Origin of the sequence: Vibrio sp. V38_P2S17PM301, assembly GCF_009904845.1 — a bacterium.
In the GTDB taxonomy this organism is placed as follows: Bacteria; Pseudomonadota; Gammaproteobacteria; order Enterobacterales; family Vibrionaceae; genus Vibrio; species Vibrio proteolyticus.
The window spans coordinates 1-26,921 of the sequence record NZ_WXWO01000025.1; the positions used below are offsets into that span (position 1 = coordinate 1).

The 26,921-nt window shown below is 50.1% G+C and carries 23 protein-coding genes; 7 read left to right on the plus strand and 16 right to left on the minus strand.

Features of this window, described 5'->3' with window-relative positions:
• Positions 1–238 precede the first annotated feature (238 nt).
• The 13 genes from CAG64_RS05050 to yceD form a co-directional block, all read right to left on the minus strand.
• A complete protein-coding gene (locus CAG64_RS05050; protein WP_161457198.1) occupies positions 239–1,006 on the minus strand; it encodes a TatD family hydrolase in 768 nt (255 codons plus the stop codon).
• Positions 997–1,965, minus strand: a complete 969-nt coding sequence (gene holB / locus CAG64_RS05055; RefSeq protein WP_161448416.1) for a DNA polymerase III subunit delta' — start codon at positions 1,963–1,965, stop codon at positions 997–999. The genes CAG64_RS05050 and holB overlap by 10 nt, the downstream gene beginning before the upstream one ends.
• Positions 1,965–2,597 (minus strand): dTMP kinase, encoded by a 633-nt coding sequence (gene tmk / locus CAG64_RS05060; RefSeq protein ID WP_161448418.1) that lies wholly within the window; start codon positions 2,595–2,597, stop codon positions 1,965–1,967. Before tmk ends, holB begins: the two co-directional genes overlap by 1 nt.
• Complete coding sequence (gene mltG / locus CAG64_RS05065; protein ID WP_161448420.1) at positions 2,597–3,610, minus strand: endolytic transglycosylase MltG; 1,014 nt, start codon at positions 3,608–3,610, stop codon at positions 2,597–2,599. The genes tmk and mltG overlap by 1 nt, the downstream gene beginning before the upstream one ends.
• Positions 3,604–4,410: an aminodeoxychorismate lyase gene (gene pabC, locus CAG64_RS05070; protein WP_161448422.1), complete on the minus strand. Its 807-nt coding sequence runs from the start codon at positions 4,408–4,410 to the stop codon at positions 3,604–3,606. Before pabC ends, mltG begins: the two co-directional genes overlap by 7 nt.
• 76 nt (positions 4,411–4,486) lie before the next feature.
• Complete coding sequence (fabF, locus tag CAG64_RS05075; protein ID WP_021704289.1) at positions 4,487–5,728, minus strand: beta-ketoacyl-ACP synthase II; 1,242 nt, start codon at positions 5,726–5,728, stop codon at positions 4,487–4,489.
• A 91-nt stretch (positions 5,729–5,819) separates the two neighbouring features.
• Positions 5,820–6,056, minus strand: a complete 237-nt coding sequence (gene acpP / locus CAG64_RS05080; RefSeq protein ID WP_021704290.1) for an acyl carrier protein — start codon at positions 6,054–6,056, stop codon at positions 5,820–5,822.
• Positions 6,057–6,279: 223 nt separating this feature from the next.
• Positions 6,280–7,014, minus strand: a complete 735-nt coding sequence (gene fabG / locus CAG64_RS05085) for a 3-oxoacyl-ACP reductase FabG (protein ID WP_040902298.1) — start codon at positions 7,012–7,014, stop codon at positions 6,280–6,282.
• A gap of 28 nt (positions 7,015–7,042) precedes the next feature.
• Positions 7,043–7,966 (minus strand): ACP S-malonyltransferase, encoded by a 924-nt coding sequence (fabD, locus tag CAG64_RS05090; protein ID WP_161448424.1) that lies wholly within the window; start codon positions 7,964–7,966, stop codon positions 7,043–7,045.
• Positions 7,967–8,044: 78 nt separating this feature from the next.
• Positions 8,045–8,995 carry a beta-ketoacyl-ACP synthase III gene (locus CAG64_RS05095; RefSeq protein ID WP_021704293.1) on the minus strand — a complete coding sequence of 317 codons (951 nt, stop codon included), beginning with the start codon at positions 8,993–8,995 and terminating at the stop codon, positions 8,045–8,047.
• 5 nt (positions 8,996–9,000) lie between these two features.
• The gene (gene plsX, locus CAG64_RS05100; protein WP_161448426.1) at positions 9,001–10,026 is read right to left on the minus strand and encodes a phosphate acyltransferase PlsX; all 1,026 of its coding nucleotides are present in this window, start codon (positions 10,024–10,026) and stop codon (positions 9,001–9,003) included.
• A 9-nt stretch (positions 10,027–10,035) separates the two neighbouring features.
• On the minus strand, positions 10,036–10,206 hold the full coding sequence (gene rpmF, locus CAG64_RS05105; RefSeq protein ID WP_014232495.1) for a 50S ribosomal protein L32: 171 nt from the start codon (positions 10,204–10,206) through the stop codon (positions 10,036–10,038).
• Positions 10,207–10,238: 32 nt separating this feature from the next.
• Positions 10,239–10,763: a 23S rRNA accumulation protein YceD gene (gene yceD / locus CAG64_RS05110; RefSeq protein ID WP_021704295.1), complete on the minus strand. Its 525-nt coding sequence runs from the start codon at positions 10,761–10,763 to the stop codon at positions 10,239–10,241.
• 148 nt (positions 10,764–10,911) lie between these two features.
• On the opposite strand from yceD, the gene CAG64_RS05115 reads away from it, so the two are divergent.
• The gene (locus CAG64_RS05115; protein ID WP_161448428.1) at positions 10,912–11,502 is read left to right on the plus strand and encodes a Maf family protein; all 591 of its coding nucleotides are present in this window, start codon (positions 10,912–10,914) and stop codon (positions 11,500–11,502) included.
• 43 nt (positions 11,503–11,545) lie between these two features.
• Here CAG64_RS05115 and rluC read toward each other — a convergent pair whose 3' ends face one another.
• Positions 11,546–12,493, minus strand: coding sequence for a 23S rRNA pseudouridine(955/2504/2580) synthase RluC (rluC, locus tag CAG64_RS05120; RefSeq protein ID WP_021704297.1), 948 nt, complete (start codon positions 12,491–12,493; stop codon positions 11,546–11,548).
• Between the two features lie 602 nt (positions 12,494–13,095).
• Between rluC and rne the strand changes: the two genes are divergently transcribed.
• The 3 genes from rne to CAG64_RS05135 all read left to right on the plus strand — a co-directional run bounded on the left by rne (position 13,096) and on the right by CAG64_RS05135 (position 18,910).
• Positions 13,096–16,137, plus strand: coding sequence for a ribonuclease E (gene rne / locus CAG64_RS05125; protein ID WP_161448430.1), 3,042 nt, complete (start codon positions 13,096–13,098; stop codon positions 16,135–16,137).
• Positions 16,138–16,363: 226 nt separating this feature from the next.
• Positions 16,364–17,923 (plus strand): SulP family inorganic anion transporter, encoded by a 1,560-nt coding sequence (locus CAG64_RS05130; protein ID WP_161448432.1) that lies wholly within the window; start codon positions 16,364–16,366, stop codon positions 17,921–17,923.
• A gap of 111 nt (positions 17,924–18,034) precedes the next feature.
• Positions 18,035–18,910 (plus strand): DMT family transporter, encoded by an 876-nt coding sequence (locus CAG64_RS05135; protein WP_161448434.1) that lies wholly within the window; start codon positions 18,035–18,037, stop codon positions 18,908–18,910.
• Positions 18,911–18,997: 87 nt separating this feature from the next.
• On the opposite strand, the gene adhE is transcribed toward CAG64_RS05135, so the two are convergent.
• A complete protein-coding gene (gene adhE, locus CAG64_RS05140; RefSeq protein ID WP_021704301.1) occupies positions 18,998–21,700 on the minus strand; it encodes a bifunctional acetaldehyde-CoA/alcohol dehydrogenase in 2,703 nt (900 codons plus the stop codon).
• Positions 21,701–22,341: 641 nt separating this feature from the next.
• Here adhE and CAG64_RS05145 point away from each other — a divergent pair.
• Both CAG64_RS05145 and CAG64_RS05150 read left to right on the plus strand, forming a co-directional pair.
• Positions 22,342–22,980, plus strand: coding sequence for a YchE family NAAT transporter (locus CAG64_RS05145; RefSeq protein ID WP_161447611.1), 639 nt, complete (start codon positions 22,342–22,344; stop codon positions 22,978–22,980).
• A 51-nt stretch (positions 22,981–23,031) separates the two neighbouring features.
• Complete coding sequence (locus CAG64_RS05150; protein WP_021704303.1) at positions 23,032–23,877, plus strand: ion transporter; 846 nt, start codon at positions 23,032–23,034, stop codon at positions 23,875–23,877.
• A 61-nt stretch (positions 23,878–23,938) separates the two neighbouring features.
• Here the strand turns inward: CAG64_RS05150 and asd are convergent, their stop codons facing one another.
• Positions 23,939–25,069, minus strand: a complete 1,131-nt coding sequence (gene asd, locus CAG64_RS05155) for an aspartate-semialdehyde dehydrogenase (protein ID WP_040902280.1) — start codon at positions 25,067–25,069, stop codon at positions 23,939–23,941.
• A 408-nt stretch (positions 25,070–25,477) separates the two neighbouring features.
• On the opposite strand from asd, the gene nhaC reads away from it, so the two are divergent.
• Complete coding sequence (nhaC, locus tag CAG64_RS05160) at positions 25,478–26,911, plus strand: Na+/H+ antiporter NhaC (RefSeq protein WP_161457781.1); 1,434 nt, start codon at positions 25,478–25,480, stop codon at positions 26,909–26,911.
• Positions 26,912–26,921 lie beyond the last annotated feature (10 nt).

Sequence of the window (26,921 nt, forward strand, 5' to 3'; positions counted from 1 at the left end):
GTAATGGTTTTCAGACAATATAAATTGATGATTAATAAGAACTTTATTAACAAGACTATTAATTTTAGTGGGTAAATAAAATCGATCGCATTGTTATTTTATGTAACAAAATTACATTTTGAGCTATCTCACCTCTCAGCTTCAACATTTTTAGTAAACAAGCCAAAAGTTAACCAATTCAGTGAGCCCAACTACAAAAAAAGACGCCGAAGCGCCTTTTTTATCACTTTATTTTTTTCTATCGCAAAAAAAGGTTTTTAAAGTTCTGGGTGGTTTTTTCACCGACTTCGTTCAATGATACGCCTTTTAATTGGGCAATATATGCAGCAACTTCCACAACATAAGCGGGCTGGTTCTGCTTGCCCCGATGTGGTACGGGAGCAAGATACGGCGAATCCGTTTCAATCAGTAAACGTTCCAGAGGCAATTGTTTGACCACCTCTTTCAGCTCTGTCGCCTGACGGAACGTTACGATACCGGAAATAGAGATATAGAACCCCAGTTCTATCGCAGCCTGCGCAAACGCCAAGTCTTCAGTAAAACAGTGAATCACGCCACCACAACGCTCAGCGCCGCCCTCACGCAAAATACGCAATGTATCTTCACGCGCATTGCGGGTATGAATAATCAAAGGTTTATTCAGTTCAACGGCCAGATCAACCTGCTGTTGAAACCGGATTTTCTGTAACTCGGCAGTCTCTGGCTGATAATGGTAATCCAGCCCGGTTTCCCCAATCGCCACCACTTTAGGATGACGCGCGTACTCCTGTAACCGTTCAAGCGAAAACTGACTTTCGACATCCAATGGATGGACACCACAAGAAGCGTGAACATAGTCATACGTTTCTATCATCTTGAGCATGGCCGGGAAGGAGTCCAAAGTCACCCCCACCGAAAGAAACTCTTTTACATTAGCTTGCTGTGCTTTCGCCAGCACATCAGCGACATTGTTATGCAGTTCCTGGTAATCCAGTTTGTCGAGATGACAATGCGAATCTACGAACATGCGTCCTCATTCAATTTAATTAACCAATTCATAATCAACAGCTCAGCATTCAGGCCCGAGTGCGTGTCCAGTTGTTCCAGCAACTGACTCAGCGATTGCGTATGCTGATACAACACATTATAACCGACCTGCTGTGCCAGCACCTCACTGCCTGGCGTCGCATGCGACTCCGTCAGGCCAAAGTGACGCTTTTGGGCATCTACAAGTAAAAACCACACCCAGCGCAAACGAATCAACGGCGCCTCTGCTAGCAACTTAGCCAAGGCAAACACATCGAATCCCGGAGTACCAAGTGCCTGACAAAAATGCCGCTCAACCTCCTGGTAGGCCTCAACCCAGCCCTGTTCGACAAATGCCTGAGTAGCCAAAGGCGCGTTATCATTGATATACGCCACGTATTCCGGTACCGGCTGATTCAGGTTGTGTTTTAACCAATCACTGACCTGCTCCGCAGAGGGTGCAGTAAGGTGCCACTGTTGGCAGCGGCTGACAATCGTCGGTAACAAACGGTTCGACTTCGCGGCAACCAGTAGAAACACACATTGTCTTGCTGGGGATTCCAGTGTTTTAAGTAACGCATTGGCCGCTGCTTCGTTCATCGCGTCAGCCGGTTCTACCACAATCAAACGGTAGCCGGACAACTGAGATGATTCCTGAGCAAAGCGATTGCACTGACGGATCTGATCCACGGTGATATTTTTACCGGGCTGCTCAGGCTGGATCCGGTGATAATCCGGATGGCTTTCAGACGCCATCAACTGGCAACTGTGGCAAAACCCGCACGGCTCCGCCTCAAAATTGGAACACATCAGCGCTTTGCTAAAGTGCTCTGTCAGCGCCTCAGCACCCAGCCCAGGCGGAGCCACCAACAGCCCCGCGTTACTCAGCCGGCCTGATGTCAGGTTGGCTTTCCACGTTTGCCACATCGGCTCGAGCCAAGGGTAACGCATTTCGCTCATTACTGTTCACCCAACCATTTCAGCAAGGCTTGACGGATATCCTCCGCCACCTGCTCAATACTTTGTTCAGCATTAATAATGACCACACTGTCATCTGCCCGGGCCAGTTCCAGGTAGCGTGCGCGTGTGCGATCAAAAAAGCCGATGTCCATTTTCTCTATCCGGTCAAGCTCTCCGCGACCACGCGCCCGCTCTAACCCCACTCGCGGGTCCAAATCGAGATACAAAGTAAAATCCGGTTTGAAGTCCCCCAATGTGGTCTGCTTCAATGACAGCATCAACTCTGGTGAAATCTGACGTCCACCGCCCTGATACGCCTGGGAAGACATGTCGTGACGATCGCCAACTACCCACTGACCTGCGTCTAGTGCGGGTTTAATCACATTTTCGACCAGTTGAACACGAGCCGCATACAGCAACAGCAACTCGGTCATGTCCTGTAAGACTTCACCTTGATGCTCTTCTTTGATCAGCGCTCGCATTTTCTCGGCCAGACGTGTACCACCCGGTTCGCGAGTTTGAGTGATCTGCGCGATACCTGCCTGATGCAAGGTGTCGATAACTGACTGGATGGCGGTGCTTTTTCCGGCACCTTCCAACCCTTCAATAACGATAAATTTTGGCTCTGTCATTATTTACTTCTTAATTGCTTCAAATACGCCCGAACAGCACGGTTGTGCTCGTTGAGAGTTTTGGAAAATACATGCCCACCGTTCCCGCTGGCCACAAAATAGAGATAGTGACTGTCTTCCGGATTAAGTGCCGCCTGAATCGATGCTTTCCCCGGCATTGCAATCGGTGTCGGCGGCAATCCGAAGATCACATAGGTATTGTAAGGTGTTGGCGTGCGGAGATCTTTTTTACGAATATTGCCGTCATACTTCTCACCCATTCCGTAGATAACGGTGGGATCCGTTTGCAGACGCATCCGCTTATTGAGGCGATTCACAAATACAGCGGCCACCCGCTCTCGTTCAGAGGCAACCGCCGTCTCTTTCTCAATAATTGACGCCAGAATCAATGCTTCATAAGGCGAGTTCAGAGGCAATTTGTCCTGACGTGCTTTCCAGGCGCTATCCAAGACTTTTTCCAGTTTGACGTGCGCGCGGCGCAAAATGTCCAGATCACTGGTACCCGCGGTATAGTGATAAGTTTCCGCCAGGAATAAACCTTCCAGCCTACTTTGCTCGATACCCAGCTTTTCAGCAATCTGGGCTTCACTCAGTTCGCCAGTCTGATGATTAAGCTGAGGTGCACTGGCCAGCGCACTGCGCCACTCTGAAAAACGACTGCCTTCGACAAAAGTAATCGAAAACTGATATTCCCGGCCGTTGATCAGCGCCTCCAACGCCTGTTTTAACGTATCACCGGTTTGCAGTTCGAAGGTACCGGCTTTCACGTGCGTCAACTCCGGCTGAAGATGCCGTACCAGACGAGAGACTGGATGACTTTTTATCCAGCCTTTGTTGCTCATGCTGGCCAATACCGTATCCAAACGGCTGCCGGAATGAACCGTGATCAATTGATTGGATTCGATATTCAGTGGCTGGTTGAGAAACTGGTCCACTTGTTTAAACACAAAAAATACAGTACCGGCGGCCAGAACAGCCAATATCGCCAGCAATACAGTGATCTTCTTTAGCACGAGTTAAGACTCTCCTGAAAACGTCGTGTAATCGCGCCGATGGAATAATAATGATGCCCGATCTGCGTGACGGGCGCGACGCCGAGGATCGAGTTGGTCATAAACACTTCCTGTGCCTGTTCAAGGTGCTCTAGGTCAAACTCTCCCATCACCACGTTTAGCTGCAACGACGGCGTCTTCTCAATCACCAAACGACGAACAACCCCAGACACTCCCGCAAAGTCTAACGAGGGAGTATAAAGAGTGTTCCCCTTCACCCAAAACAGATTCGCCATGGTGGTTTCCACAACATGGCCGTTGATGTCCAGCGCGACGCCGTCCTGGTAGCCGGCCTGATCCATTTCTGCTTTCAACAGTATCTGCTCAAGCCGGTTGTTGTGCTTGTGCCCGGCCAGCATTGGGTTGACCCCCAAGCGGCGGTCACACACCCCAAGCTGCACGCCGGTATCGGTAAATGCCGCATAGTGTAAGGGGTAAGAGAAATGGCTAATGGTCACATTGGGTGATGTCATGCCTGCCGGGCTATACCCACGTCCGCCACTTCCCCGAGTCACATGCAGCTTCAGTCCAGCCCGTTCATCGTTCAATGCGGCTTCTTGCAACCAAAGGTGCACCTGCTCCCAGTCCGGCAGCGGAATATCCAGCAAGTTGAGGCAAGCTTCCATACGCTCAATGTGCAGTGACCAATGTTGGATTTCCCCCCCCACGGTCAGCATGGTGGTGAAACAACCGTCACCGTACTGAAAAGAACGGTCGGTGATAGCAATGACGTTACTCGGTCTTCCGTTTACCCAGAACATTTTGGTACCCCATAAAAACAAACGGCTTAATGCTAAGCATCAAGCCGTTTTAACACAAGTGTGCGGTACGATTCTGTTAAATCTTTTTAAAGATCAAAGAACCGTTGGTACCACCAAAGCCAAATGAGTTACAGATCGCGTACTCCATTTGCACTTCTTTCGCGGTGTGTGGTACTAAATCGATGTCCAGACCGTCTTCTGGATTGTCCAGGTTGATGGTCGGAGGAACGATTTGCTCAACCAGCGACAATACCGTGATGATCGCTTCAACAGATCCTGCAGCACCCAGCAAGTGGCCCGTCATAGACTTGGTTGAAGACACTTTAACCTGTTTTGAACCGGCTTCACCCAGTGCACGCTTAATGCCTTTGATTTCAGCCACATCGCCTGCTGGAGTAGACGTACCGTGAGCGTTCACATAACCGATCTGCTCACCGTTCACACCCGCATCACGCATCGCTGCTTCCATAGCCAGTGCACCACCCGAACCGTCTTCGCTTGGCGATGTCATGTGGTAAGCATCACCTGACATACCAAAACCAACCAGTTCAGCGTAGATTTTTGCACCGCGCGCTTTGGCATGTTCGTACTCTTCCAGTACCATCATGCCTGCGCCGTCACCCAGAACAAAACCATCACGGTCTTTATCCCAAGGACGAGACGCTTTTTGCGGCTCATCATTACGGGTCGACAGCGCTTTCGCAGCACCAAAACCTGCCATACCCAGCGGAGTTGACGCTTTTTCTGCGCCACCAGCGACCATGGCATCGGCATCACCGTAAGCAATCATGCGTGCCGCATGACCAATGTTATGTAGACCAGTCGTACAGGCAGTTGAGATCGCGATGTTCGGACCGCGCAGACCACGCATGATAGAAAGGTTACCCGCCACCATGTTTACGATGGTCGAAGGAACAAAGAATGGGCTAACTTTACGTGGGCCTTTTTCTACCAATGCAGAGTGACCGGTTTCGATCAGGTCCAGTCCACCGATACCAGAACCAATCGCAACACCTACGCGAGCTGCGTTTTCTTCGGTAACTTGTAAACCTGAATCGTCAAGAGCCTGTATACCAGCGGCGATGCCATACTGGATAAACAGATCCATTTTACGGGCATCTTTTTTGGACATGTACTCTTCGCAGTTAAAGTCTTTAACCAGACCTGCGAAACGAGTTGAGAAATTGGTTGCATCAAAGTGGTCGATATTTACGATGCCACTCTGACCTGCCAGCAGGGCTTTCCAAGATGATTCTACAGTGTTGCCTACCGGTGACAACATACCCATGCCTGTGACAACAACACGACGCTTGGACACGATATTCTTCTCCGGAAATGAAAATGGTTCTATGAGAGGTATAGAAGTGATTAAAAAACACAGGCGGCCAGAGGGCCGCCTGGGAGAGAGATTACTGAGCGTTGCTAGTTACGTAGTCGATAGCAGCTTGAACAGTAGTGATCTTCTCAGCTTCTTCGTCAGGAATTTCAGTGTCGAATTCCTCTTCCAGAGCCATAACCAGCTCTACGGTGTCTAGAGAATCTGCACCCAGATCGTCAACGAAAGAAGCTTCGTTTTTAACTTCTGCTTCGTCTACGCCCAGCTGTTCAACAATGATTTTCTTTACGCGTTCTTCGATGTTGCTCATTTTTCTTTTCCTTTACAGATGTCGCCTAATGCGATGATTCCGTAGTTTATTCGAACTATTGAAAGTTGCAAGGGGGTCCTTGCTGGTCAAACCACAAATTTAGCGAATTTAACCGAAATTCAGTACATTTTTGACTTAAATCATGCACAAATCTTGCGCATGCCTATATCGAACTTTACAGTTTTTTGACCATTTAACCAGCCAAAAGTTGCGAGTTCGAGGATTAAACCATGTACATACCGCCGTTAACGTGCAGGGTTTCGCCCGTAATGTAAGCCGCTTCTGGAGAGGCAAGGAATGCCACTGCTGAAGCAATCTCACGCGGGTCACCCAAACGACCTGCTGGTACTTGTGCTAGTGTAGCAGCACGTTGCTCGTCATTCAGCGCTTTTGTCATGTCAGTTTCTATGAAACCTGGTGCAACTGTGTTCACTGTCACACCACGCGATGCAACTTCACGTGCCATTGACTTCGTAAAGCCAATTACGCCCGCTTTTGCTGCTGCGTAGTTTGTTTGACCAGCGTTACCCATGGTGCCCACGACTGAGCCCACGTTGATGATGCGGCCATTGCGTTTTTTCATCATACCGCGCAGGACGGCTTTAGACAGACGGAAAATAGACGTCAGGTTCGTGTCCATGATGTCGGTCCATTCATCATCTTTCATCCGCATTAGCAAGTTATCACGTGTGATACCGGCATTGTTGATCAGAATGTCGATGCCACCAAACTCATCATTGATGCTTTTCAGTACCGATTCAATCGATTCAACATCAGTCACGTTCAGAGCAAAACCTTTGCCGTTTGCCCCCAGGTATTCACTGATCGCAGCCGCACCATTGTCAGACGTTGCTGTACCGATAACGGTCGCACCGCGCTCAACCAGCAATTCTGCAATAGCACGACCGATACCACGGCTTGCGCCAGTCACCAGAGCAATTTTGCCTTCTAGATTCATCATGTTCGTTTTTCCTATGATCTGTAAATTACTTAGCGGCTTCTAATGAGGCAATATCATTCACTGCCGCGCCGCTGAGTGTCTTCACGATACGTTTCGTCAGACCAGTCAGTACTTTGCCCGGACCAACTTCAAGTAATTTCTCTACGCCCTGTTCACTCATCAGCTGCACACTCTCTGTCCAGCGGACTGGGCTGTATAACTGGCGCACCAGCGCATCTTTGATTTTCGCCGGATCCGTTTCGGCAACAACGTCAACGTTGTTAATCACTGGCAATTGAGGGGCGTTAAATTCGATCGCTTCCAAAGCCACCGCCAATTTCTCGGCTGCGGGCTTCATCAATGCACAGTGAGAAGGCACTGAAACCGGCAGAGGCAGCGCGCGTTTGGCGCCCGCTTCTTTGCACAGTACGCCGGCACGTTCAACTGCATCTTTGCTGCCCGCGATCACAACCTGACCTGGCGAGTTGAAGTTCACTGGTGAAACTACTTCACCTTGTGCCGCTTCCTCACACGCTTTTGCGATGGTTTCATCGTCCAGGCCGATGATGGCATACATTGCCCCGGTACCAGCTGGCACGGCTTCTTGCATCAGTTGACCACGCAGTTCAACCAGTTTGATGGCTTGTTTAAAGTCAATCACACCAGCACATACCAACGCAGAGTACTCACCCAGGCTATGACCAGCCAGGTTGGCCGGTTGGCCAAGTTCAAGCTCTTGCCATACACGCCAAATCGCCACCGATGAAGCAAGCAAGGCCGGCTGAGTGCGGAAAGTCTGGTTGAGATCTTCTGCAGGTCCATTTTGAACAAGCGCCCAGAGGTCGTAACCCAGTGCTTCAGATGCTTCTGCAAATGTTTGTTTTACTACGTCATATTGTTCGCCTAGCTCGGCAAGCATACCGACAGCTTGTGAGCCCTGGCCCGGAAATACGATAGCAAACTTGCTCATGTTATTGTCCTTAAAGCAAAGTAAGAAAGAATAAGATGCACCGATGTGCATCTTAAATTTTTGAATTCTTTTAAGGGGTTAGAACTTAACCAGTGCAGAACCCCAGGTAAAACCACCGCCGAACGCTTCCAGCAGCAGAGTCTGACCACGCTGAATCCGGCCGTCCCGGACAGCTTCGTCCAGTGCCGTTGGTACGGTCGCTGCAGACGTATTACCGTGGCGGTCCAAAGTGACCACCACCTGGTCCATCGACATAGCCAACTTCTTCGCGGTGGCGGAAATAATGCGGTAGTTCGCTTGATGGGGCACCAACCAGTCAAGTTCGGTTTTGTGCATCCCATTGGCATCCAGAGTGTCTTTCACCAATTTTGATAACTGAGTGACCGCCACTTTAAAGACTTCGTTGCCGGCCATGTGCAGCCACTTGTCGGCATCTTGACCACGCTCTGGCACTTCCAGACTCAGCAATTCACCGAATCGGCCATCAGCATACACGTGCGTCGACAAAATTCCCGGTTCTTCGCTCGCGCCCACGACAACCGCTCCGGCACCATCACCAAACAGAATGATAGTTGAACGATCGGTAGGATCACAGGTTTTTGATAGCGCATCGGAACCAATCACCAAAACATTCTTGCACATACCCGATTTGATGTGCTGATCCGCCACTGACAGAGCATAGATAAAACCAGAACACGCTGCGGCCAGATCAAATGCCGGGCAGCCTTTGATGCCCAGTTTGGCCTGAACCTGACACGCTGACGATGGGAACGTATGGCTGCCACTGGTGGTGGCAACGATAATCAGGTCAATTGCCTCTTTATCGATACCGGCCATATCAATCGCATTTTCGGCTGCGTAGTAAGCCATGTCTGCGACCGTTTCGTTTTCGGCTGCGATTCTGCGCTCTTTGATACCAGTACGTGTGACGATCCACTCATCGCTAGTATCTACCATTTTCTCTAGATCAGCGTTGGTACGCACCTGAGATGGCAGGTAGCTGCCAGTACCTAAAATTTTGCTATACATGAAGACTAATAATGCCTCTCGAGTAAAACCGCTTCCAAACGATCGCTAATACGGCTGGGTACTTGTCGTTTGACCTCGTGTACTGCTTCGCCAATTGCGTTGACGACAGCGGATACATCAGCACTTCCGTGACTTTTAATGACAATGCCGCGCAATCCTAGCAAACTTGCGCCGTTATACTGGTCGGGGTTCAATGTTTTTAGTTCAGTAAATAGCCCGGAAAACAATTTTCTTGCGATCCAGCCCTTTATAGAAGAGGCCATCATGCTGGCTTTTAACTTTTCTATAAAAAGCTGAGCAGTGCCTTCACACGTTTTCAGGCAGATATTGCCGATAAAACCGTCACATACGATCACATCCGCAACATCGCTAAGCAGTTGGTTACCTTCAATATAGCCAATAAAATTGACCGACTGCGTTTGCGACAGCATTTCGGAGCAGCGCTTAACCAAGTCGTTGCCTTTGATTTCTTCGGCACCAATATTAAGAATCGCTACCCGGGGAGGACGCTGGAGGTATTGCTCTGCCAGAGCACTACCCATCACCGCAAACTGAAACAACGAATCCGCGTCACTGGACACATTGGCGCCAAGATCGAGCATCCAGGTTTTGTTGCCCGCGGCCGTCGGCAATGCTGACACCAGCGCTGGTCGTTCAATCCCCGGCAGGAGCTTGAGACGAAAACGGGATAACGCCATCAACGCACCGGTATTGCCGGCACTGACGCAGGCCGTTGCCTGCCCGTCAGCCACCAGATCGATCGCCGAGCCCATCGAGGTACCGTGACTGTTACGTAACGCTAAAGAAGGTTTATCTGAATTCGCAATCACTCGGTCACTGTGCACAATGCTGATTCGAGCATCGCCGTCGTAACCTAGGTGAGATAATTGAGATGTGATCGAGTTTCGATCACCTGTGAGGATCACTTTTAGCTCTGGGAAATGCGACAGTGCCTGCACGGCGGCAGGCACTGTGACGCGGGGACCGAAATCCCCGCCCATTGCATCAAGTGCAACGGTTATATTTTGCAAAGGTCAACCTTACTTGTTGATAACCTTTTTGCCACGGTAGTAACCTTCAGCAGTCACGTTGTGACGTAGGTGAGTTTCACCTGAAGTCGCGTCTACAGATAGTGCAGCTGTAGTTAGCGCATCGTGTGAACGACGCATGCCACGCTTAGAACGTGTCTTACGGTTTTTTTGTACGGCCATGGACCCTACTCCTATGTTAATTTCTTAAAGCGTTACTTCTTTAAGTTTTTTAAAACATCGAATGGATTCGGCTTTTCTTCCACAACTTCTTCTGGAAGTTCACCAAACACCAAGTTGTCTGAATCAACGCTACAGTCCGCTTCTTCGTGCATTGCAACCTGGGGTAAACTTAGAATGAACTCGTCTTCAACTAACTGTATAAGGTCGACTTCACCGTACTCGTTCAGATCTACCAAATCGTACTCTTCCGGTGCATCCTCTTCACTTTTCGCACTATAGTAAGGCGTATAAGTGAATTGAACTTCGCACTCATGTGCGAAAACCTCGTTACAGCGTTGACACTCTAAATCGACTTCGATGTTAGCTTTACCAGAGATAACAACGAGTCGCTGTTCATCCAACCCGAATGACAATGACACTTGAGCGTCGCGTTTAACGCCTTCGACCGATTCCTCTAAGCGCTTGAAAAGACTAGCCTGAATGATGCCATTGTAGTCCAATCTTTTCTGAGCCGCTTTCGCCGGATCAACCGTTCGCGGTATTTTTACCTTTTGCATAGGGCGCGAATATTATCTTCCAAAACGTGTTTAGTCAAAGAAAAAGGGGAAAAAGTTGTACTTTTTTTGCCTTTCAATAGAGAACTGGATTCAACACAAGTATTCTTTATCAATCAAGCATCAAACCCTGTCGGAATTGTAAAGTAAAATGCCGAAATACCAACTTGTTTTAGCCTCGACCTCCCCTTATCGTCAGCAAATTCTGACTAAGCTGGATTTGCCTTTCATCACCGCGTCACCCGATTGCGATGAAACACCATTAGTAAATGAAGCACCTCAGGCACTGGTGGCTCGTCTTGCCGAAGCCAAAGCTCGTTCTTGCCGCCTATCGCGCCCCAGTTTAGTGATCGGCTCAGATCAGGTGTGTGTGATTGACGGTCAGATCGTCGGCAAACCTCATACCCGCGAGAAGGCGATCGCTCAATTGACCCGCCAGAGTGGCAAGACGATCACTTTCTATACCGGGCTGGCATTACACAACACGCATAGTGGGAACACCGAAGTCGCAGTGGAACCGTTTCATGTTCATTTCCGTTCACTGACTCAACAGCAAATTGAAGCTTATGTAGACAAAGAAATGCCACTGAACTGCGCAGGTAGCTTTAAAAGTGAAGGTTTGGGGATTGCGTTGTTTGACCGGCTCGAAGGACGCGATCCGAACACGCTGATCGGATTGCCACTGATCACCCTGATCGACATGCTGGAACGGCAACACGTTCCGGTGTTGGGCGAAGGATAACAAGTGGCATCAAAAGCGGCAGCACACGCCTGCCGCTTGGTTGTTATTTGCTGTTACGCAGCCCAGTCAGCACTTTTTCAAGTTTTGGCTCCATTGGTGCGTTAATCTCCATCGCTTGTTCGGTTTTCGGATGAACAAAACGGATATTGGCCGCATGCAAGAACAAGCGATCCAGACCGAACTGACCGGTATACGCATCAAAACGGCGATCGCCATAGCGATCATCCCAGGCAATTGGATGCCCGGTATATTGGCTGTGCACCCGGATCTGGTGCGTTCGTCCGGTGATCGGGCTCGCCTGTACTAACGTGGCTTGCGCGAACTGCTCGAGAATCTTAAATCGCGTCTCTGAAGGCTTTCCATTCGGGTTCACCCGGACAATACTGTTAACGTCGTTTTTCAGCAGCGGGGCATTCACCACTTTGCAACTTTTCTTCCACTGCCCCATTACCAGTGCAAAATAATACTTCTGCACGGTTTTCTCACGAAACTGTGCCTGAAGATGGCGCAACGCGGAGCGCTTTTTGGCCACCAGCAAAATGCCTGAGGTGTCGCGGTCAATACGGTGGACCAGCTCCAAAAAACGCGCGTCCGGACGCAGGGCCCTCAGGGCTTCAATCGCACCGAACTTGAGTCCGCTGCCACCATGTACCGCAGTACCCGATGGTTTATTCAGGATCAGCATGTGTTCATCTTCATAAATCACGTGCTGCTCAAGCTCTGCCACCAAGTTGAGTTTGGTGCTCGGCAGATTGTCTTCCTGAGCCGCTTCTAAAGTGACAGGTGGAATTCGTACCACATCCCCGGCTTTCAGCTTATATTCAGCCTTGATGCGTTTTTTGTTCACCCGCACTTCACCCTTACGCACGATGCGATAAATCATGCTTTTCGGTAAGTTTTTTAATTGGTTGCGCAGAAAGTTATCGATGCGCTGACCCGCCATGTCGTCGTCAATATCGACCAACTGGACTTTTGTTCTGATTTCGCTCATTTCGCTATTGTATCACTCAAAGATGCTCAATTTCACATTTTCTATGAAATTAAAATTGCGGTTTAGCGGGCGCTTTTATGACGAACAACACAGTCATAGCTGGACTGTGGATAACAAAGCAGCAAACGGTTACGAAATATCGTTTTGTGGTGATAAATACCCAATTAAACAGCAAGTTAAACGTTAGCCTGAGGAGAAAAAGTCGTTTTTTTTCGCCTGTTTATAACAAAGCAGATTGCTGTGTTCACCACGCGCTGCTATAGTTCACAGCTGTGAAAAGTGTTCCGGTTGTATTTTGTACATTAATCGTACACTTTTACTAAGTAATTGAGTAGATAGCTCGATGATGAGGTGCTGCATATGGCGTAAGACACCATCACGTTGAGCTCATCTTGCTGCCCTACTCATCGTCATTCATGCTGAGTATTTACCGCCACTGCGGATCACAGGCTCGCATTTTGAAGCTTGTGATGACTGACGTGCCCGAGAGCATCCCTCCAGCCGGGAGGCTGCACCGATAAAGCCATGGGATCCGGCACCATGAGAACGACTTCAGCGGCAAGAAAAAAATCAAAACGAAGAAATACATAACGAGATTCACAATGAAAAGAATGTTAATTAACGGAACTCAGAAAGAAGAGTTGCGTGTCGCTTTGGTCGATGGCCAGCGACTGTTCGATTTAGATATCGAAAGTCCGGGTCACGAATCGAAAAAAGCGAATATCTACAAAGGACGTATCACCCGCATCGAACCAAGCCTGGAAGCAGCTTTTGTTGACTACGGTGCAGAGCGACACGGATTCCTCCCACTTAAAGAAATTGCCCGCGAATACTTCCCCGAAGGTTATACCTACCAAGGCCGTCCAAGCATAAAAGAAGTGCTGACAGAAGGTCAGGAAGTGATCGTTCAGGTAGAAAAAGAGGAACGCGGCAGCAAAGGTGCTGCGCTGACCACTTTTATTTCTCTGGCGGGCAGTTATCTGGTTCTGATGCCAAACAACCCTCGTGCTGGTGGGATTTCTCGCCGCATCGAAGGTGATGAGCGCACCGAACTGAAAGCAGCTCTCAGCACGCTTGAAGTCCCTCAGGGTATGGGCCTTATCGTCCGTACTGCCGGGGTTGGCAAAAGTGCCGAAGAGCTAGGGTGGGACTTGAATGTATTGCTTGATTACTGGCAAGCGGTCAAAGGCGTAGCCGACGGTCATCCGGCACCGGTTCTGATTCACCAGGAAACTGATGTTCTGTTCCGGGCGATTCGTGACTATTTGCGTCGCGATATCGGTGAAATCCTGATCGACAGCAATACCGTTTTTGAACGTGCGAAAGAGCACATCAAACGCGTTCGCCCTGATTTTGAAAATCGAGTTAAGAAGTACCCTGGTGAAGTACCACTATTCAGTCATTACCAGATCGAAAGTCAAATCGAATCAGCGTTTCAACGCGAAGTACGTCTGCCATCCGGTGGTTCTATCGTTATCGACCCAACCGAAGCACTGACATCGATTGATATCAACTCCGCGCGTGCCACTAAAGGCGGTGATATCGAAGAAACAGCGCTGAATACCAACCTAGAAGCTGCGGATGAAATTGCTCGTCAATTGCGTCTGCGCGACTTGGGCGGCCTGGTAGTGATCGACTTTATCGATATGACCCCTGTCCGCCACCAGCGCGAAGTCGAAAACCGCCTGCGTGATGCCGTTCGTCTGGATCGAGCCCGAGTACAGATCGGTCGAATCTCACGCTTTGGTCTGTTAGAGATGTCACGCCAACGCCTGAGCCCTTCACTGGCAGAAGCCAGTCATCACATTTGTCCGCGTTGTAGCGGTACTGGTGTGGTGCGAGACAATGAATCTCTGGCACTGTCTGTGTTGCGTGAAATCGAAGAAGAAGCGCTGAAAGACAACACGTCTCAGGTTCTGGCTGTGGTACCAGTGCCGATCGCCTCTTACCTGCTCAACGAAAAACGCCGTTCAGTTAACCATATTGAACGTGCTCAGGAAGTAAAAATCACTGTAGTGCCGAATTCCGATATGGAAACGCCTCACTTTGAAGTGGTTCGAATTCGTGAAGGTGAAGAGCAGGATCTGCTGTCTTACCTGATTCCTAAGAGCATGGATGCCCTAAGAGAGGCGGAGTCGAAAGAAACTGGCAACACAGCAGCAAAACCAAAACGTATTGAAGAACCAGTACTGAAAGGGTTTGCTGCGCCAACGCAATCCACGCCAACACCCGCGCCGAAACCAGCACCAGTTGCCGAGAAGAAACCTCAACCAAAAGCGAAAGCGAAGCCGGAAGAGACACAGCAGCCAGGTGTGATCAGTCGTCTGTTTAAAGCACTGGGTAGTTTCCTGTTCGGTTCTTCACAACCAGAAGAAAAACCGGAAGAGAAACAAGAAGAGAAGAAAGACAACCGCAACAATCGTCAGCGTCGTAACCGCAGCGATCAGCGTCGTCGTAATAACCGCGACAACCGAGACAATCGCGATAGCCGTGATGGTAACCGTGACAATCGTGACAACCGCGATAAGAACAAACGCAAGCCAAAACGTGAAGAGCAGGACAACATCGTCGAAGCGAAACCGGTTCAGGAACGCAAGAAAGACACGCGTAAACCGAAACAGGATCGCCGTAAACAACGTGATCGCGATGAAGCCAAACCAAACAAACTGGCGGAACAAGGTCAGAAGTTGGCAGCGGATGCGCAAGCCGAGAAAAAAGATCCTCGTTCTGAGCGTGCGGAAGAAAAGGCAGCCAAGGTCAAAGAGCGTCGTCAGCGTCGTAAACTGACCAAGCAGGTACGCGTTAAAGACCAGCAAGAGCAGGCGGAAACGGCTGAAGAAGTGAAACAGGTTCAAGCACAAGCAGTGGCTGAAGTGGCCGAACAAACGACCACGGAAACTGCGGCTGAAGAAGGTGAAGGTAAGCAACGTCGCAACCGTCGTTCTCCACGTCATCTGCGTGCCAGTGGCCAACGTCGTCGTCGTGGTCGTGACCGTCGCCCTAACCCATTCCGCCTGCGCAAAGGTGGGGTTGCCTCTCCAGAGATGGCTATGGGTAAAGTGATGCCACGCTACGATCTGGTGCAAAAACCAAAACGCGATGAGAAAGCGACGCCAAAAGCTGAGTCAATCACAACACCGGCATTGGGTGGCGTTGCCTGCCCAGAAATGGCGATGGGTAAAGTGATCGTCCGCCGAGTGGAAGAGTTCGCCCCAGTAGTCGAAGCGCCAGTTACAGCCAGCGTCGAAGCCGACGTGGCGCCGCAAGCTGCACCGGTCGTTGAAGCCCCGATTGTGGACACTGCGTCAGCCGTACCAAATGAAGCTCCGGCTGACGTTGTTGTAGAAACAGACACGGCCACAGCACCGAAGGTGGCGGCTGTAGAACCAGAAGCGAGTGCTGATAAGGCTCCTGTTGTGACGGCAAAACCTATCGTCAACGAACCTGTCGCCAAGAAAGCAGCAACGGCTCTGGTTAAAGGGCACGCCGCGTCACCAATGGCTAAAGCGCCAGGTACCAGTGAATTGCGCGCCATCGACATTGTCGCTGCGCCACTGCGCAGCGAGCGTTATCAACCTCGGGGGGCCGGCAGTCAGGCGGCTCGCAACCAGGCTGGTGCCGTAATGACCAAGCCTCAGGTGTAATCACCTCCTCAAAGCCCGCTACACAGCGGGCTTTTTCATTCAATCGGGCCAAACAAAGCGCCGGTTCTCCGGTTATTTATTGAACTCAATCACAGTTTTCGGTAGCATTCCCCGACTCACCGTGCCCGGCTCTGGCCAGCTGCTCTTTTAAGTGTTCACTTTTGCTCAGCGGCAGGAAGCCCTTCACGGTCAACATTCACCAATATGAGCAAAGAACTGAGCAAACATGTTCGAATTCCCACAATTTTCCAAGCACTCTGTCAAAAATGACGTTTTGTCGGGCCTGACTGTCGCGCTGGCACTGGTGCCAGAAGCTGTCGCGTTCGCCTTTGTTGCGGGCGTTGACCCGATGGTTGGTCTGTACGCAGCCTTTATTGTCGGCCTGGTTACCTCTGTTTTCGGTGGTCGTCCAGGCATGATCTCCGGCGCGACCGGAGCGATGGCCGTGGTCATGGTCAGCTTGGTGGCCACACATGGCGTCCAGTATTTGTTTGCCGCCATTCTGTTGGCTGGTGCCTTGCAGATCACCGCAGGTCTGTTCAAACTCGGCAAATTCATTCGCATGGTTCCCCATCCGGTAATGATAGGGTTCGTGAACGGGCTGGCAATCGTGATTTTCCTGGCGCAACTCGGTCAATTTAAAGCTCCGGATCTGAGCGGCGCTCTGACCTGGTTGCCAGGCGACCAAATGATGCTGATGCTCGGCTTGGTTGCACTCACTATGGCAATCATCCATTTCTTGCCAAAACTGACTACAGCGGTACCTTCATCACTGGTGGCCATCGTGTCTGTGACGTTGCTGGTGCAAGGTCTGGGACTGGAGACTCGCACCGTGGTTGACTTCCTGCGTACCATGTCTGGCGATGCGGCCGCTACACTGGCTGGCACACTACCAACGTTTGCGTTGCCGAGTGTACCGATGACACTGGAAACGCTGCAAATTATTCTACCGTACGCCGTGATACTCGCCGCCATTGGTCTGATTGAATCGCTGCTTACTCTGACCGTACTGGACGAAATGACCAACACCCGTGGTCAGTCCAATCGCGAATGCGTTGGTCAGGGTCTGGCAAACGTCACCTGTTCAATGTTTGGTGCTATGGGTGGTTGTGCCATGATTGGCCAATCGATGATCAACGTGAACTCTGGCGGTCGTGGCCGCCTGTCAGGCATTGTTGCCGCCGTTATGTTGCTGGTGTTTATCCTGTTCGCATCGTCATTGATCGAAATGATCCCGCTGGCGGCACTGGTTGGGGTGATGTTCATGGTTGTCATCGGTACGTTTGAATGGGCAACCTTCAAACTGGCACGCCGCGTACCAAAACAGGACTTCTTTGTTATCGTGCTGGTGACCGTCGTGACGGTCATGACTGATCTGGCCGTCGCGGTCGCGGTCGGGGTGATCGCCTCGGCGCTGATGTTTGCCTGGGAACATGCCAAACACATCTACGCCAGCAGTCGCATCAACGACGAAGGCTCTAAAGAGTACCACATCAACGGCCCGATCTTTTTCGGTTCAGCCGCCAACTTCCTGGAGCTGTTTGACGCGCAAAATGATCCACAGGATGTGATTGTCGACTTTGCCAACTCTCGCGTTACCGACCACTCAGCGATTGAAGCGATCGAAACCGTTGCAGAGCGTTACGCTGCTGTAGGTAAAACGCTGCACCTGCGCCATCTGAGTCAGGATTGCCGTGCGCTGCTGCACAAAGCAGGCAGTCTGGTCGAAATTAACGTCAAAGAGGATCCGAGCTATAAAGTCGCCACCGACATATTGGCCGGTTAACCCTCACCACCACGTTAAAAGCCTCCACATCGGAGGCTTTTTTATTTAACTTGCTGATTAGGCGACTCTTTCATAGCATGGTGACTTATTGCTCACTGCGGATAGATAATCATGACATGGATTTTGTTTACGCTGCTGGCTGCTTTTATGCAGTCGTGGCGCAATGCCTTTCAAAGTCGCCTCTCTTCTGACGTTAAAACCACAGGTGTCACTCTGGCACGCTTTCTCTGGGCTGGCCCTATTGCCGCACTGTATCTGCTGGTTCTGTATCAGATCGAGCCGACAGCATGGCCGGAGTTCAATCTGCGTTTTAGCGGCTTTATTCTTGGCGCCGTGCTGATGCAAATTATTGCTACCGCGCTGATGGTCACACTATTCAAGTTCAACAACTATGCAGTCGGTGCGGGGCTGGCCAAAAGTGAAGCCCTGGTTGCGGCGATTCTCGGCATGCTGTTTTTCGGTACCCAACTGACCACGCTGGGCTGGCTTGGCGTGCTGATCGGCGGCGTTGGCGTCTTTTTGATGAGTTCTCAAGGTCACTATCGCCACATATCGCTGTCGACGGTACTGATTGGACTTGGCTGTGGCAGTGCGTTTGCATTGACGTCTCTGTGGGTTCGAGAAGCCAGCTTGGCATTAGGGCTGTCTTTTCCACACAGCGCCGCTTGGGTGCTATTGCTGGTGATTTCACTGCAAACGTTTGTGTTACTCGTATATTTATTGATGACCGACCCGCCGACGCTCAAAGTATTGTGGTCAAAACCGCGTCTCACGCTACTCACCAGCGCCTGCAGTTGCATTGGTTCTATTGGCTGGTTCAGCGCGATGTCGTTACAGGCCGTGCCGTATGTAAAAACTCTGGGTCAGGTCGAGGTGTTCTTTACCATGTTGATCTCTATTTTCTGGCTGCGTCAGCGCGTACGAATTCGAGATGGGCTGGGACTGCTCCTGATCGCCTTGGCGGCGATTCTGGTCATGTGGGTATAAAAAAGCCCCGGCCAATCGGCCGGGGCTGAACTTTTCCCGATGTACTGAGATGATTCGCTCTAGCGAAAACCCATCTCAGGCAGCCAATTACGCGTTCGCTTTGGCTTTCTTCGCTTTAGGAGCGGCTTTCGCTGCTTCCTGATCCGCTTTTTTCTTGATAACTGTGGTGCCTTCGAAAGTGTCTCCTTCAACGAACGCTTTACCGTAGTAAGACGCTGTCAGCACATCTTTCAGCTCACTGATCAGTGGGTAGCGTGGGTTTGCACCGGTACATTGGTCATCGAACGCTTCAACCGCCAGCTCATCCAGTTTCGCCAGGAAGTCAGACTCCGCAACACCCGCCGCCTGAATTGACATTGGAATATCCAGATCCACTTTCAGTTCATCCAACCAAGCCAGCAGACGCTCAATCTTCTGCGCAGTGCGGTCACCCGCCTGGCTCAGACCCAGATGGTCAGCCACTTCCGCGTAACGACGACGGGCTTGTGGGCGGTCATATTGCGAGAACGCAGTTTGCTTAGTTGGGTTGTCGTTGGCGTTGTAACGAACCACGTTAGAGATAAGCAACGCGTTGGCCAAACCGTGAGGCAGGTGGAACTCAGCGCCGATTTTGTGCGCCATGGAGTGGCACACACCTAGGAACGCGTTGGCAAACGCGATACCAGCAATGGTCGCAGCATTGTGCACTTTCTCACGTGCGATTGGGTCGTTAGCACCGTTCGCGTAACTTGATGGCAGGTACTCTTTAAGCATCTTCAGAGCTTGCAGTGCCTGACCATCTGAGTATTCGTTCGCCAGAACCGACACGTAAGCTTCCAGAGCGTGAGTAACCGCATCGTAACCACCGAAGGCAGTCAGAGACTTAGGCATGTTCATCACCAGGTTCGCATCCACGATGGCCATGTTAGGCGTTAGCTCGTAGTCTGCCAGCGGGTATTTCGCGCCAGTTTTATCATCGGTAACGACAGCAAACGGAGTCACTTCCGAACCGGTACCGGAAGTGGTTGTGATACATACCAGCTCCGCTTTCTGACCCATTTTAGGGAACTTGTAGATACGTTTACGGATGTCCATAAAGCGCATCGCCAGTTCTTCGAAGTGGGTCTCTGGGTGTTCGTACATCACCCACATGATTTTCGCTGCGTCCATTGGTGAACCACCACCCAGTGCCAGAATCACATCTGGCTGGAAGCTGCTCATCGCTTCAGCGCCTTTCTTAACCACAGACAGCGTTGGATCCGCTTCTACGTCGAAGAAAGTTTGCACTTCCATACCCTGAGCTTTCAGCAGTTGTACTACATCGTCTGCATAACCGTTGTTGAATAGGAAACGGTCAGTGACCAGGAACGCGCGTTTTTTGCCTTCCAGGTCGCTCAGTGCGATTGGCAGGCTGCCACGACGGAAGTAGATTGACTTAGGTAGTTTGTGCCACAACATGTTTTCAGCTCGTTTCGCTACAGTTTTCTTGTTGATCAGGTGCTTAGGACCTACGTTCTCAGAGATAGAGTTCCCCCCCCAAGAGCCACAACCCAGAGTCAGAGACGGCGCAACGTTGAAGTTGTACAGGTCACCGATACCACCGTGAGTGGTTGGGATGTTGATCAGAATACGTGCCGTTTTCAGTTTGTCACCAAAGTAACGGATACGGTCTGCGTTGACGTCCTGATTGGTGTAAAGACCAGAGGTGTGACCGATACCGCCGATTTCAACCATGGTCACCGCTTGTGCTACCGCATCTTCAAAATCGTCAGCACGGAACAGACCCAGAGTCGGAGACAGTTTTTCGTGCGCGAATTCATCATCGTACGACACTTTCCCCAGACCTTCACCGACCAGTACTTTCGTGTCTGCAGGCACGTTAACACCCGCCATATCTGCGATTTTCGCTGCTGGCTGACCTACAATTTTTGCGTTCAGAGCGCCATCAATCAGTAACACTTTACGCACTTTTTCTGCTTCTGCTTTGCTCAGTACGTAGGCTTTGTGAGAAGCAAAACGCGCCTTCACTTCATCGTAAACCGCGTCAACCACAATAGCGGCCTGTTCAGAAGCACACACTACGCCGTTGTCGAACGTTTTAGACATCAGAATAGACGCAACCGCTCGCTTGATGTCCGCAGTTTCGTCAATCACGACAGGCACGTTACCCGCACCGACACCGATCGCTGGCTTACCTGAAGAGTATGCTGCTTTCACCATGCCAGGACCACCGGTTGCCAGGATCAGCGCGATACCTTCATGTTTCATCAAAGCGTTAGACAGCTCTACAGATGGCTGGTCGATCCAGCCGATGATGTCTTTTGGTGCACCGGCAGCCACAGCGGCGTCCAGAACCAGTTTTGCTGCATCATTGGTTGAATTCTTTGCACGAGGGTGTGGCGAGAAGATGATGCCGTTACGAGTCTTCAGAGAGATCAGAGATTTGAAGATCGCAGTTGATGTTGGGTTAGTGGTTGGTACGATACCGCAGATGATGCCAACCGGCTCTGCGATAGTCATGGTACCCAGGTTATCGTCTTCTTCCAGAACACCACAGGTCTTTTCATCTTTGTATTTGTTGTAGATAAACTCAGAGGCAAAGTGGTTCTTAATCACTTTATCTTCAACAATACCCATGCCAGATTCTTCAACCGCTTGCTGCGCTAAAGGAATACGAGCCTGGTTCGCGGCCAGAGACGCAGCACGGAAGATTTTGTCTACTTGCTCCTGAGAGTAAGTCGCAAATTCTTCTTGCGCTTTTTTCACGCGGGCAACCAGAGCATCAAGTTCAGCCAGATTAGTAACAGGCATAGTGAATCTCCTAAAATTAACAAATATTAAAAACTTTTTAGTAAGGCCGCTGTTGTAAAAGAATCTCCGCTCATCAGTGACTTATAACAACAACACTCTTAGTAAATTGCTTTCAGAACTGAGTATAATATTTCATAGTGTGAAAAAAATTGACTCAGATCAGTTCTCACTTTCTAAATACCTACAAAGTGGTGTGCAAGTAAAACAAAAACAATTAAGGCACTGATTTTAAATAAAATAAAACCAGCAAAAGAATGAACAAAAAAGCCACAAATAAATTCAAAAATCTTCAAAAGTTACAAAAGCCTGTAAAAAAATTTCATTTTTGAACAAACAGGCACCTGTGTACCTCGTTTAATGTGCTACTGACAGTATATCCAAACGCTATCATCCCCGTGAAAATCTGCTCAGTTTTTATCAGAAATGTGCGAATGTTAACGTTTGTATAAAAAACCACTTTTATTACGCCTTAATTACGTAACAGATCGCCTCAAAGTTGTTTACGTTTCTGTTAATAATTAGTTTTTCTCACGGATGAAGTGGTCTGGGCCTTAGTTTTTTTCATTCGTCGTGCCAGGCAAGTTGCAATACATTATGGCTGCCTTGTTCTGTTCCCTGAGACTTCATAAGAGATACACGCCATGCAATCGCTTGAAATCGCTATTTTCCTGCAGTTTTTCCTCGGACTGGTCGCCGCGGTGAACCCAGTGGGTATTATGCCGGTGTTTGTGTCACTGACCGGCCACATGACGCCGGAAGAAAAAAACAAAACCGCCCTGACCGCTAATATCGCAGTCGCGATTATCCTGACGGTATCACTGCTGGCTGGGCAGATGTTGTTGGATATGTTCAGTATTTCTCTGGACTCGTTCCGCGTAGCTGGCGGCCTACTGCTGTTGAGTATCGCGTTTTCAATGATGAGCGGTAAGCTAGGTGAAGATAAACAGAATAAACAGGAAAAGTCGGAATACGTCAGCCGCGAACAAATCGGGGTTGTGCCGCTTGCGATGCCGTTGATGGCCGGCCCGGGTGCCATCAGTTCGACCATCGTTTATGGTGCCCGCTACCCTAGTATGCTGGATACCGTAGGCATCAGTGCCACGATCGCGTTGTTCTCGCTCTGCTCCTGGTTTTTGTTTCGTTCCGCGCCACTGATTGTGCATTTTCTGGGTCAGACCGGCATCAACGTCATCACGCGGATTATGGGCCTGATTCTTGGGGCTCTCGGGATCGAGTTTATCGCCAACGGATTACGTAACCTGTTTCCGGGATTAGCCTGATTTATGGTTTAACGGTATGATATTGCTACGTTGAACCCTGTTAGCAATATCATGCCAGAGCATATTCTTAAACACCGTCTCTATGTCATCATTTTCGGTACCCATACCCGGGCGGGTAAGATTTTCGATCTTGCACTGATCACCGCGATTTTCTCTTCTTTAGTCGTCCTGGTGCTCGAATCGATTCCAGAAATCAAAGCCGAATGGGCCACTACCCTGCGTCTGTTTGAATATGGCTTCACAGCCCTGTTCACCATCGAATATCTGCTGCGGCTGTACTGCTCCCCCAAACCCGCAGCCTATGCCAAAAGCTTTTACGGCGTGGTCGACTTGCTGGCCATCTTGCCAACTTACCTGTCGATTTTCTTTCCTTCCGCCTCGTTCATGGGGGTTATCCGTCTGCTGCGTGTCATGCGCATCTTCCGCATCCTTAAACTGGTGCGTTACCTGCAAGATTCAAATCTGCTGATGCGTTCGCTTTTGATGGCCCGGCGTAAAATCTTCATTTTCTTCACCACGGTCGCCATTCTGGTCACCATCTTCGGTGCGTTAATTTACGTTATTGAAGGACCGGAAAACGGCTTTACCAGTATTCCTCAGAGTATTTACTGGGCGATTGTGACGATCACCACCGTCGGATACGGTGATCTGGTACCTCAAACCGCGTGGGGGAAAGGGATTGCCTCGCTGACTATGTTGCTCGGTTATTCGATTCTGGCGGTGCCGACCGGCATTATCACCGCGGAGCTGAATCAGGAAATGAACTCGCACCGCACGCTGGTCAAATGCCCGAACTGCTCACGCGCCGGACATGAACCCGATGCCATGCACTGTAAACATTGTGGCAGTCAGTTAGCGGACCCTGACAAGCGGGTAGTCGCGACTGCTTGTGAATAGTTCAAATCAACGGCATAAAAAAAGCACCTCAATCGAGGTGCTTTTTTCTTGCGTCCGGCGCTTACTGTTTTTCAGCCAGGATAATCCGCAAAGTACGACGTAGCGGTTCTGCTGCGCCCCACAACAGCTGGTCACCCACCGTGAAGGCGTTGAGGAAATCATCTCCCATCGACATTTTACGCAGACGTCCCACCGGAACCGACAGCGTACCAGTCACTTTCGCTGGCGTCAGCTCCTGAGCGGTAATATCACGATCGTTCGGGATCACTTTCACCCAGTCGTTGTGCGTGGCGATCATCTCTTCAATCTCATCCATCGGCACATTTTGTTTTAGCTTGATGGTCAGCGCCTGAGCGTGACATCGCATCGCACCGATACGCACACAAGTGCCATCAATTGGTACCGGCGCATCCTGTAAGCCCAGGATCTTGTTCGCTTCCACGCCGGCTTTCCACTCTTCCTTGCTTTGGCCATTGTCACGTTTCACATCAATCCAAGGGATCAGAGAGCCGGCCAACGGCACACCAAACTGATCGGTTGGGAAGGATGACGAACGAATCGTGTCAGCGACTTTCTTATCAATGTCCAGAATAGAGCTTGCCGGGTTGGCCAGCTCTGAGCTGACAGCGTCGTTGATCACACCCATTTGCGAAATCAATTCGCGCATGTTCTTCGCGCCAGCGCCGGAAGCGGCTTGATACGTCATCGCGCTCATCCATTCCACCAGGCCTTTTTCATACAGGCCGCCCAACGCCATCAGCATCAGACTGACCGTACAGTTACCACCGACAAAGGTGTTGGTTCCGGCGTGGATCCCCTGCTGGATTTGTGTCAGGTTGACCGGATCCAGGGTAATGATGGAGTCTTCTGCCATACGAAGCGTGGATGCAGCGTCAATCCAGTAGCCTTTCCAGCCAGCCTGACGCAGCATTGGGTAAACTTTTTCGGTGTATCCGCCACCCTGACAGGTGATGATGGCATCGAGTTGTTTCAGTGCGTCGATATCGAACGCATCCTGAAGTAAACCCGTTTCGCTTGTGCCATGCTTTGAAGGAACAGTTGGGGCAGGGATTCCCACCTGAGATGTACTGAAAAATACCGGCTCAATCAGATCGAAGTCTTTCTCTTCCACCATACGCTGCATCAGTACAGAACCGACCATGCCGCGCCAGCCAACTAAACCTACTCTCATCACTAAACTCTCCGTGTGTTGGGTAAAAATGAACGTCTTTCATCTTTCAATTTTCGCGCCCAGATCTCAAGCAATAATTTACATTAGTTGTAACTTTTTACTGGTTTCAGGGCGAATAACGATTTAAGTGCAGATAAACCATCGTTTGTTAAGCACAAACACAGCACCGTAACATTTTGTTAATCCAATTTTCAAACTGTCGCACACAAATTCCACATTACAAAACATTTCACATCATTAATATTAACAAAAAACAAAACTAAACACCAAAAAACAAAATATACACAGATACAAATCACAATAAATAACCAGACTATCGATATATTATCCTTTGTCATGTAAAGTGCTGCCGGTAGTTAATAAGGGCAATTACACTCCTTAGCTCCTAAATCTAATAAGAGGCTCTTCATGAAGCACATTTCCCCCCGTTTGCCGAGCTTATTGCAGGTCGTAATATCTTTGGGATTATTCTTGCTACTGGCGTTTTCGTTCACCGCCAAGCTCAATTTACCGATCCAGCTGGCACTGTATATCGGCTGGTTCATTATTATGGTGCTGGGCATCCGCCTGGGTCACAAATACAAAGATCTCGAGCAAGCCGCTCTGGGCGGTATTTCTAACGGATTGGGCGCCGTGCTGATCCTGCTGGCTGTCGGCGCATTAGTCGGTACCTGGATCTCTGGTGGTATCGTCCCGACCATCATTTACTATGGTCTGAAAGCCATCCACCCGTCCATTTTCCTTCTGGCAACGATGATCATCTGTTCTCTGACCGCACTGGCCACGGGGACATCTTGGGGTGCCGCGGGTACCGCCGGGATCGCGATGATGGGCATCGGCCAGGGCTTGGGTGTTCCTGCTCCGATCACCGCTGGTGCGGTACTGTCGGGCTGTTACTTTGGTGACAAAATGTCACCACTGTCTGATTCAGTCATCCTGGCTTCATCCATGTCTAACGTCGAAGTCGTGGAGCACATCAAAGGCATGTTGCCAATCGCACTGATCAGCTATGTGATCACCGGCATCATGTTCACCGCGTTCGGTTTCCACTACGCGGGTAAAGTCGATATGTCTCAGGTGCAGGGCGTTATTGAAGCGATGGAAACACAGTTTTACATCACACCATATTCGTTTGTGCCGGTGATGATCGTTCTTGGCTTACTGGCCATGCGCATGCCGTCGTTCCCAGTGATCAGTTTCGGTTCCCTGTTGGGTATTGTCTGGGCGGTGATGATTCAGGATGTCGACTTCCTGCAAGCGTTCAATACCGCGTGGGCACCGTTTAACATTCAGTCCGGTGTTGACTTTATTGACGCCATTCTCAATCGCGGTGGGATGTCTTCCATGCTGGGTTCGGTCGCAGTGATTGTCTTTGGTCTGGGTTTTGGTGGTCTGCTGGACAGAGTGGGCGTGCTGGAAACCATCGCTAAGCTGTTTGAACGCCGCGTGACCAGCCCGGGGTCACTGGCCACCAGCACTATCGGTACCGCCTTTATGGGCAACGTGTTCGGTTCCGCTATGTACGTATCACTGATCCTGACGCCAAAAATCTGTGCAAAAAATTACGATCGCCTGGGCTACAAACGTAAGAACCTGTCCCGAAACGCTGAGTTTGGCGGTACCCTAACCTCAGGTATGGTACCGTGGAGCGATAACGGTATTTACATGGCCAGCATTTTGGGTGTCGCCACCTTGTCTTATGCGCCATTTATGTGGTTGAGCTTCGTCTGCATTATCGTCACCATTTTCACCTCTTACATGGGTTGGTTTGTCGATAAATGTGAGCCGACGGCGGAACCTATCGAAGGGGAAGAAACGGCCTTAGAACGCCAGTCTGCCTGATCGGAATTCC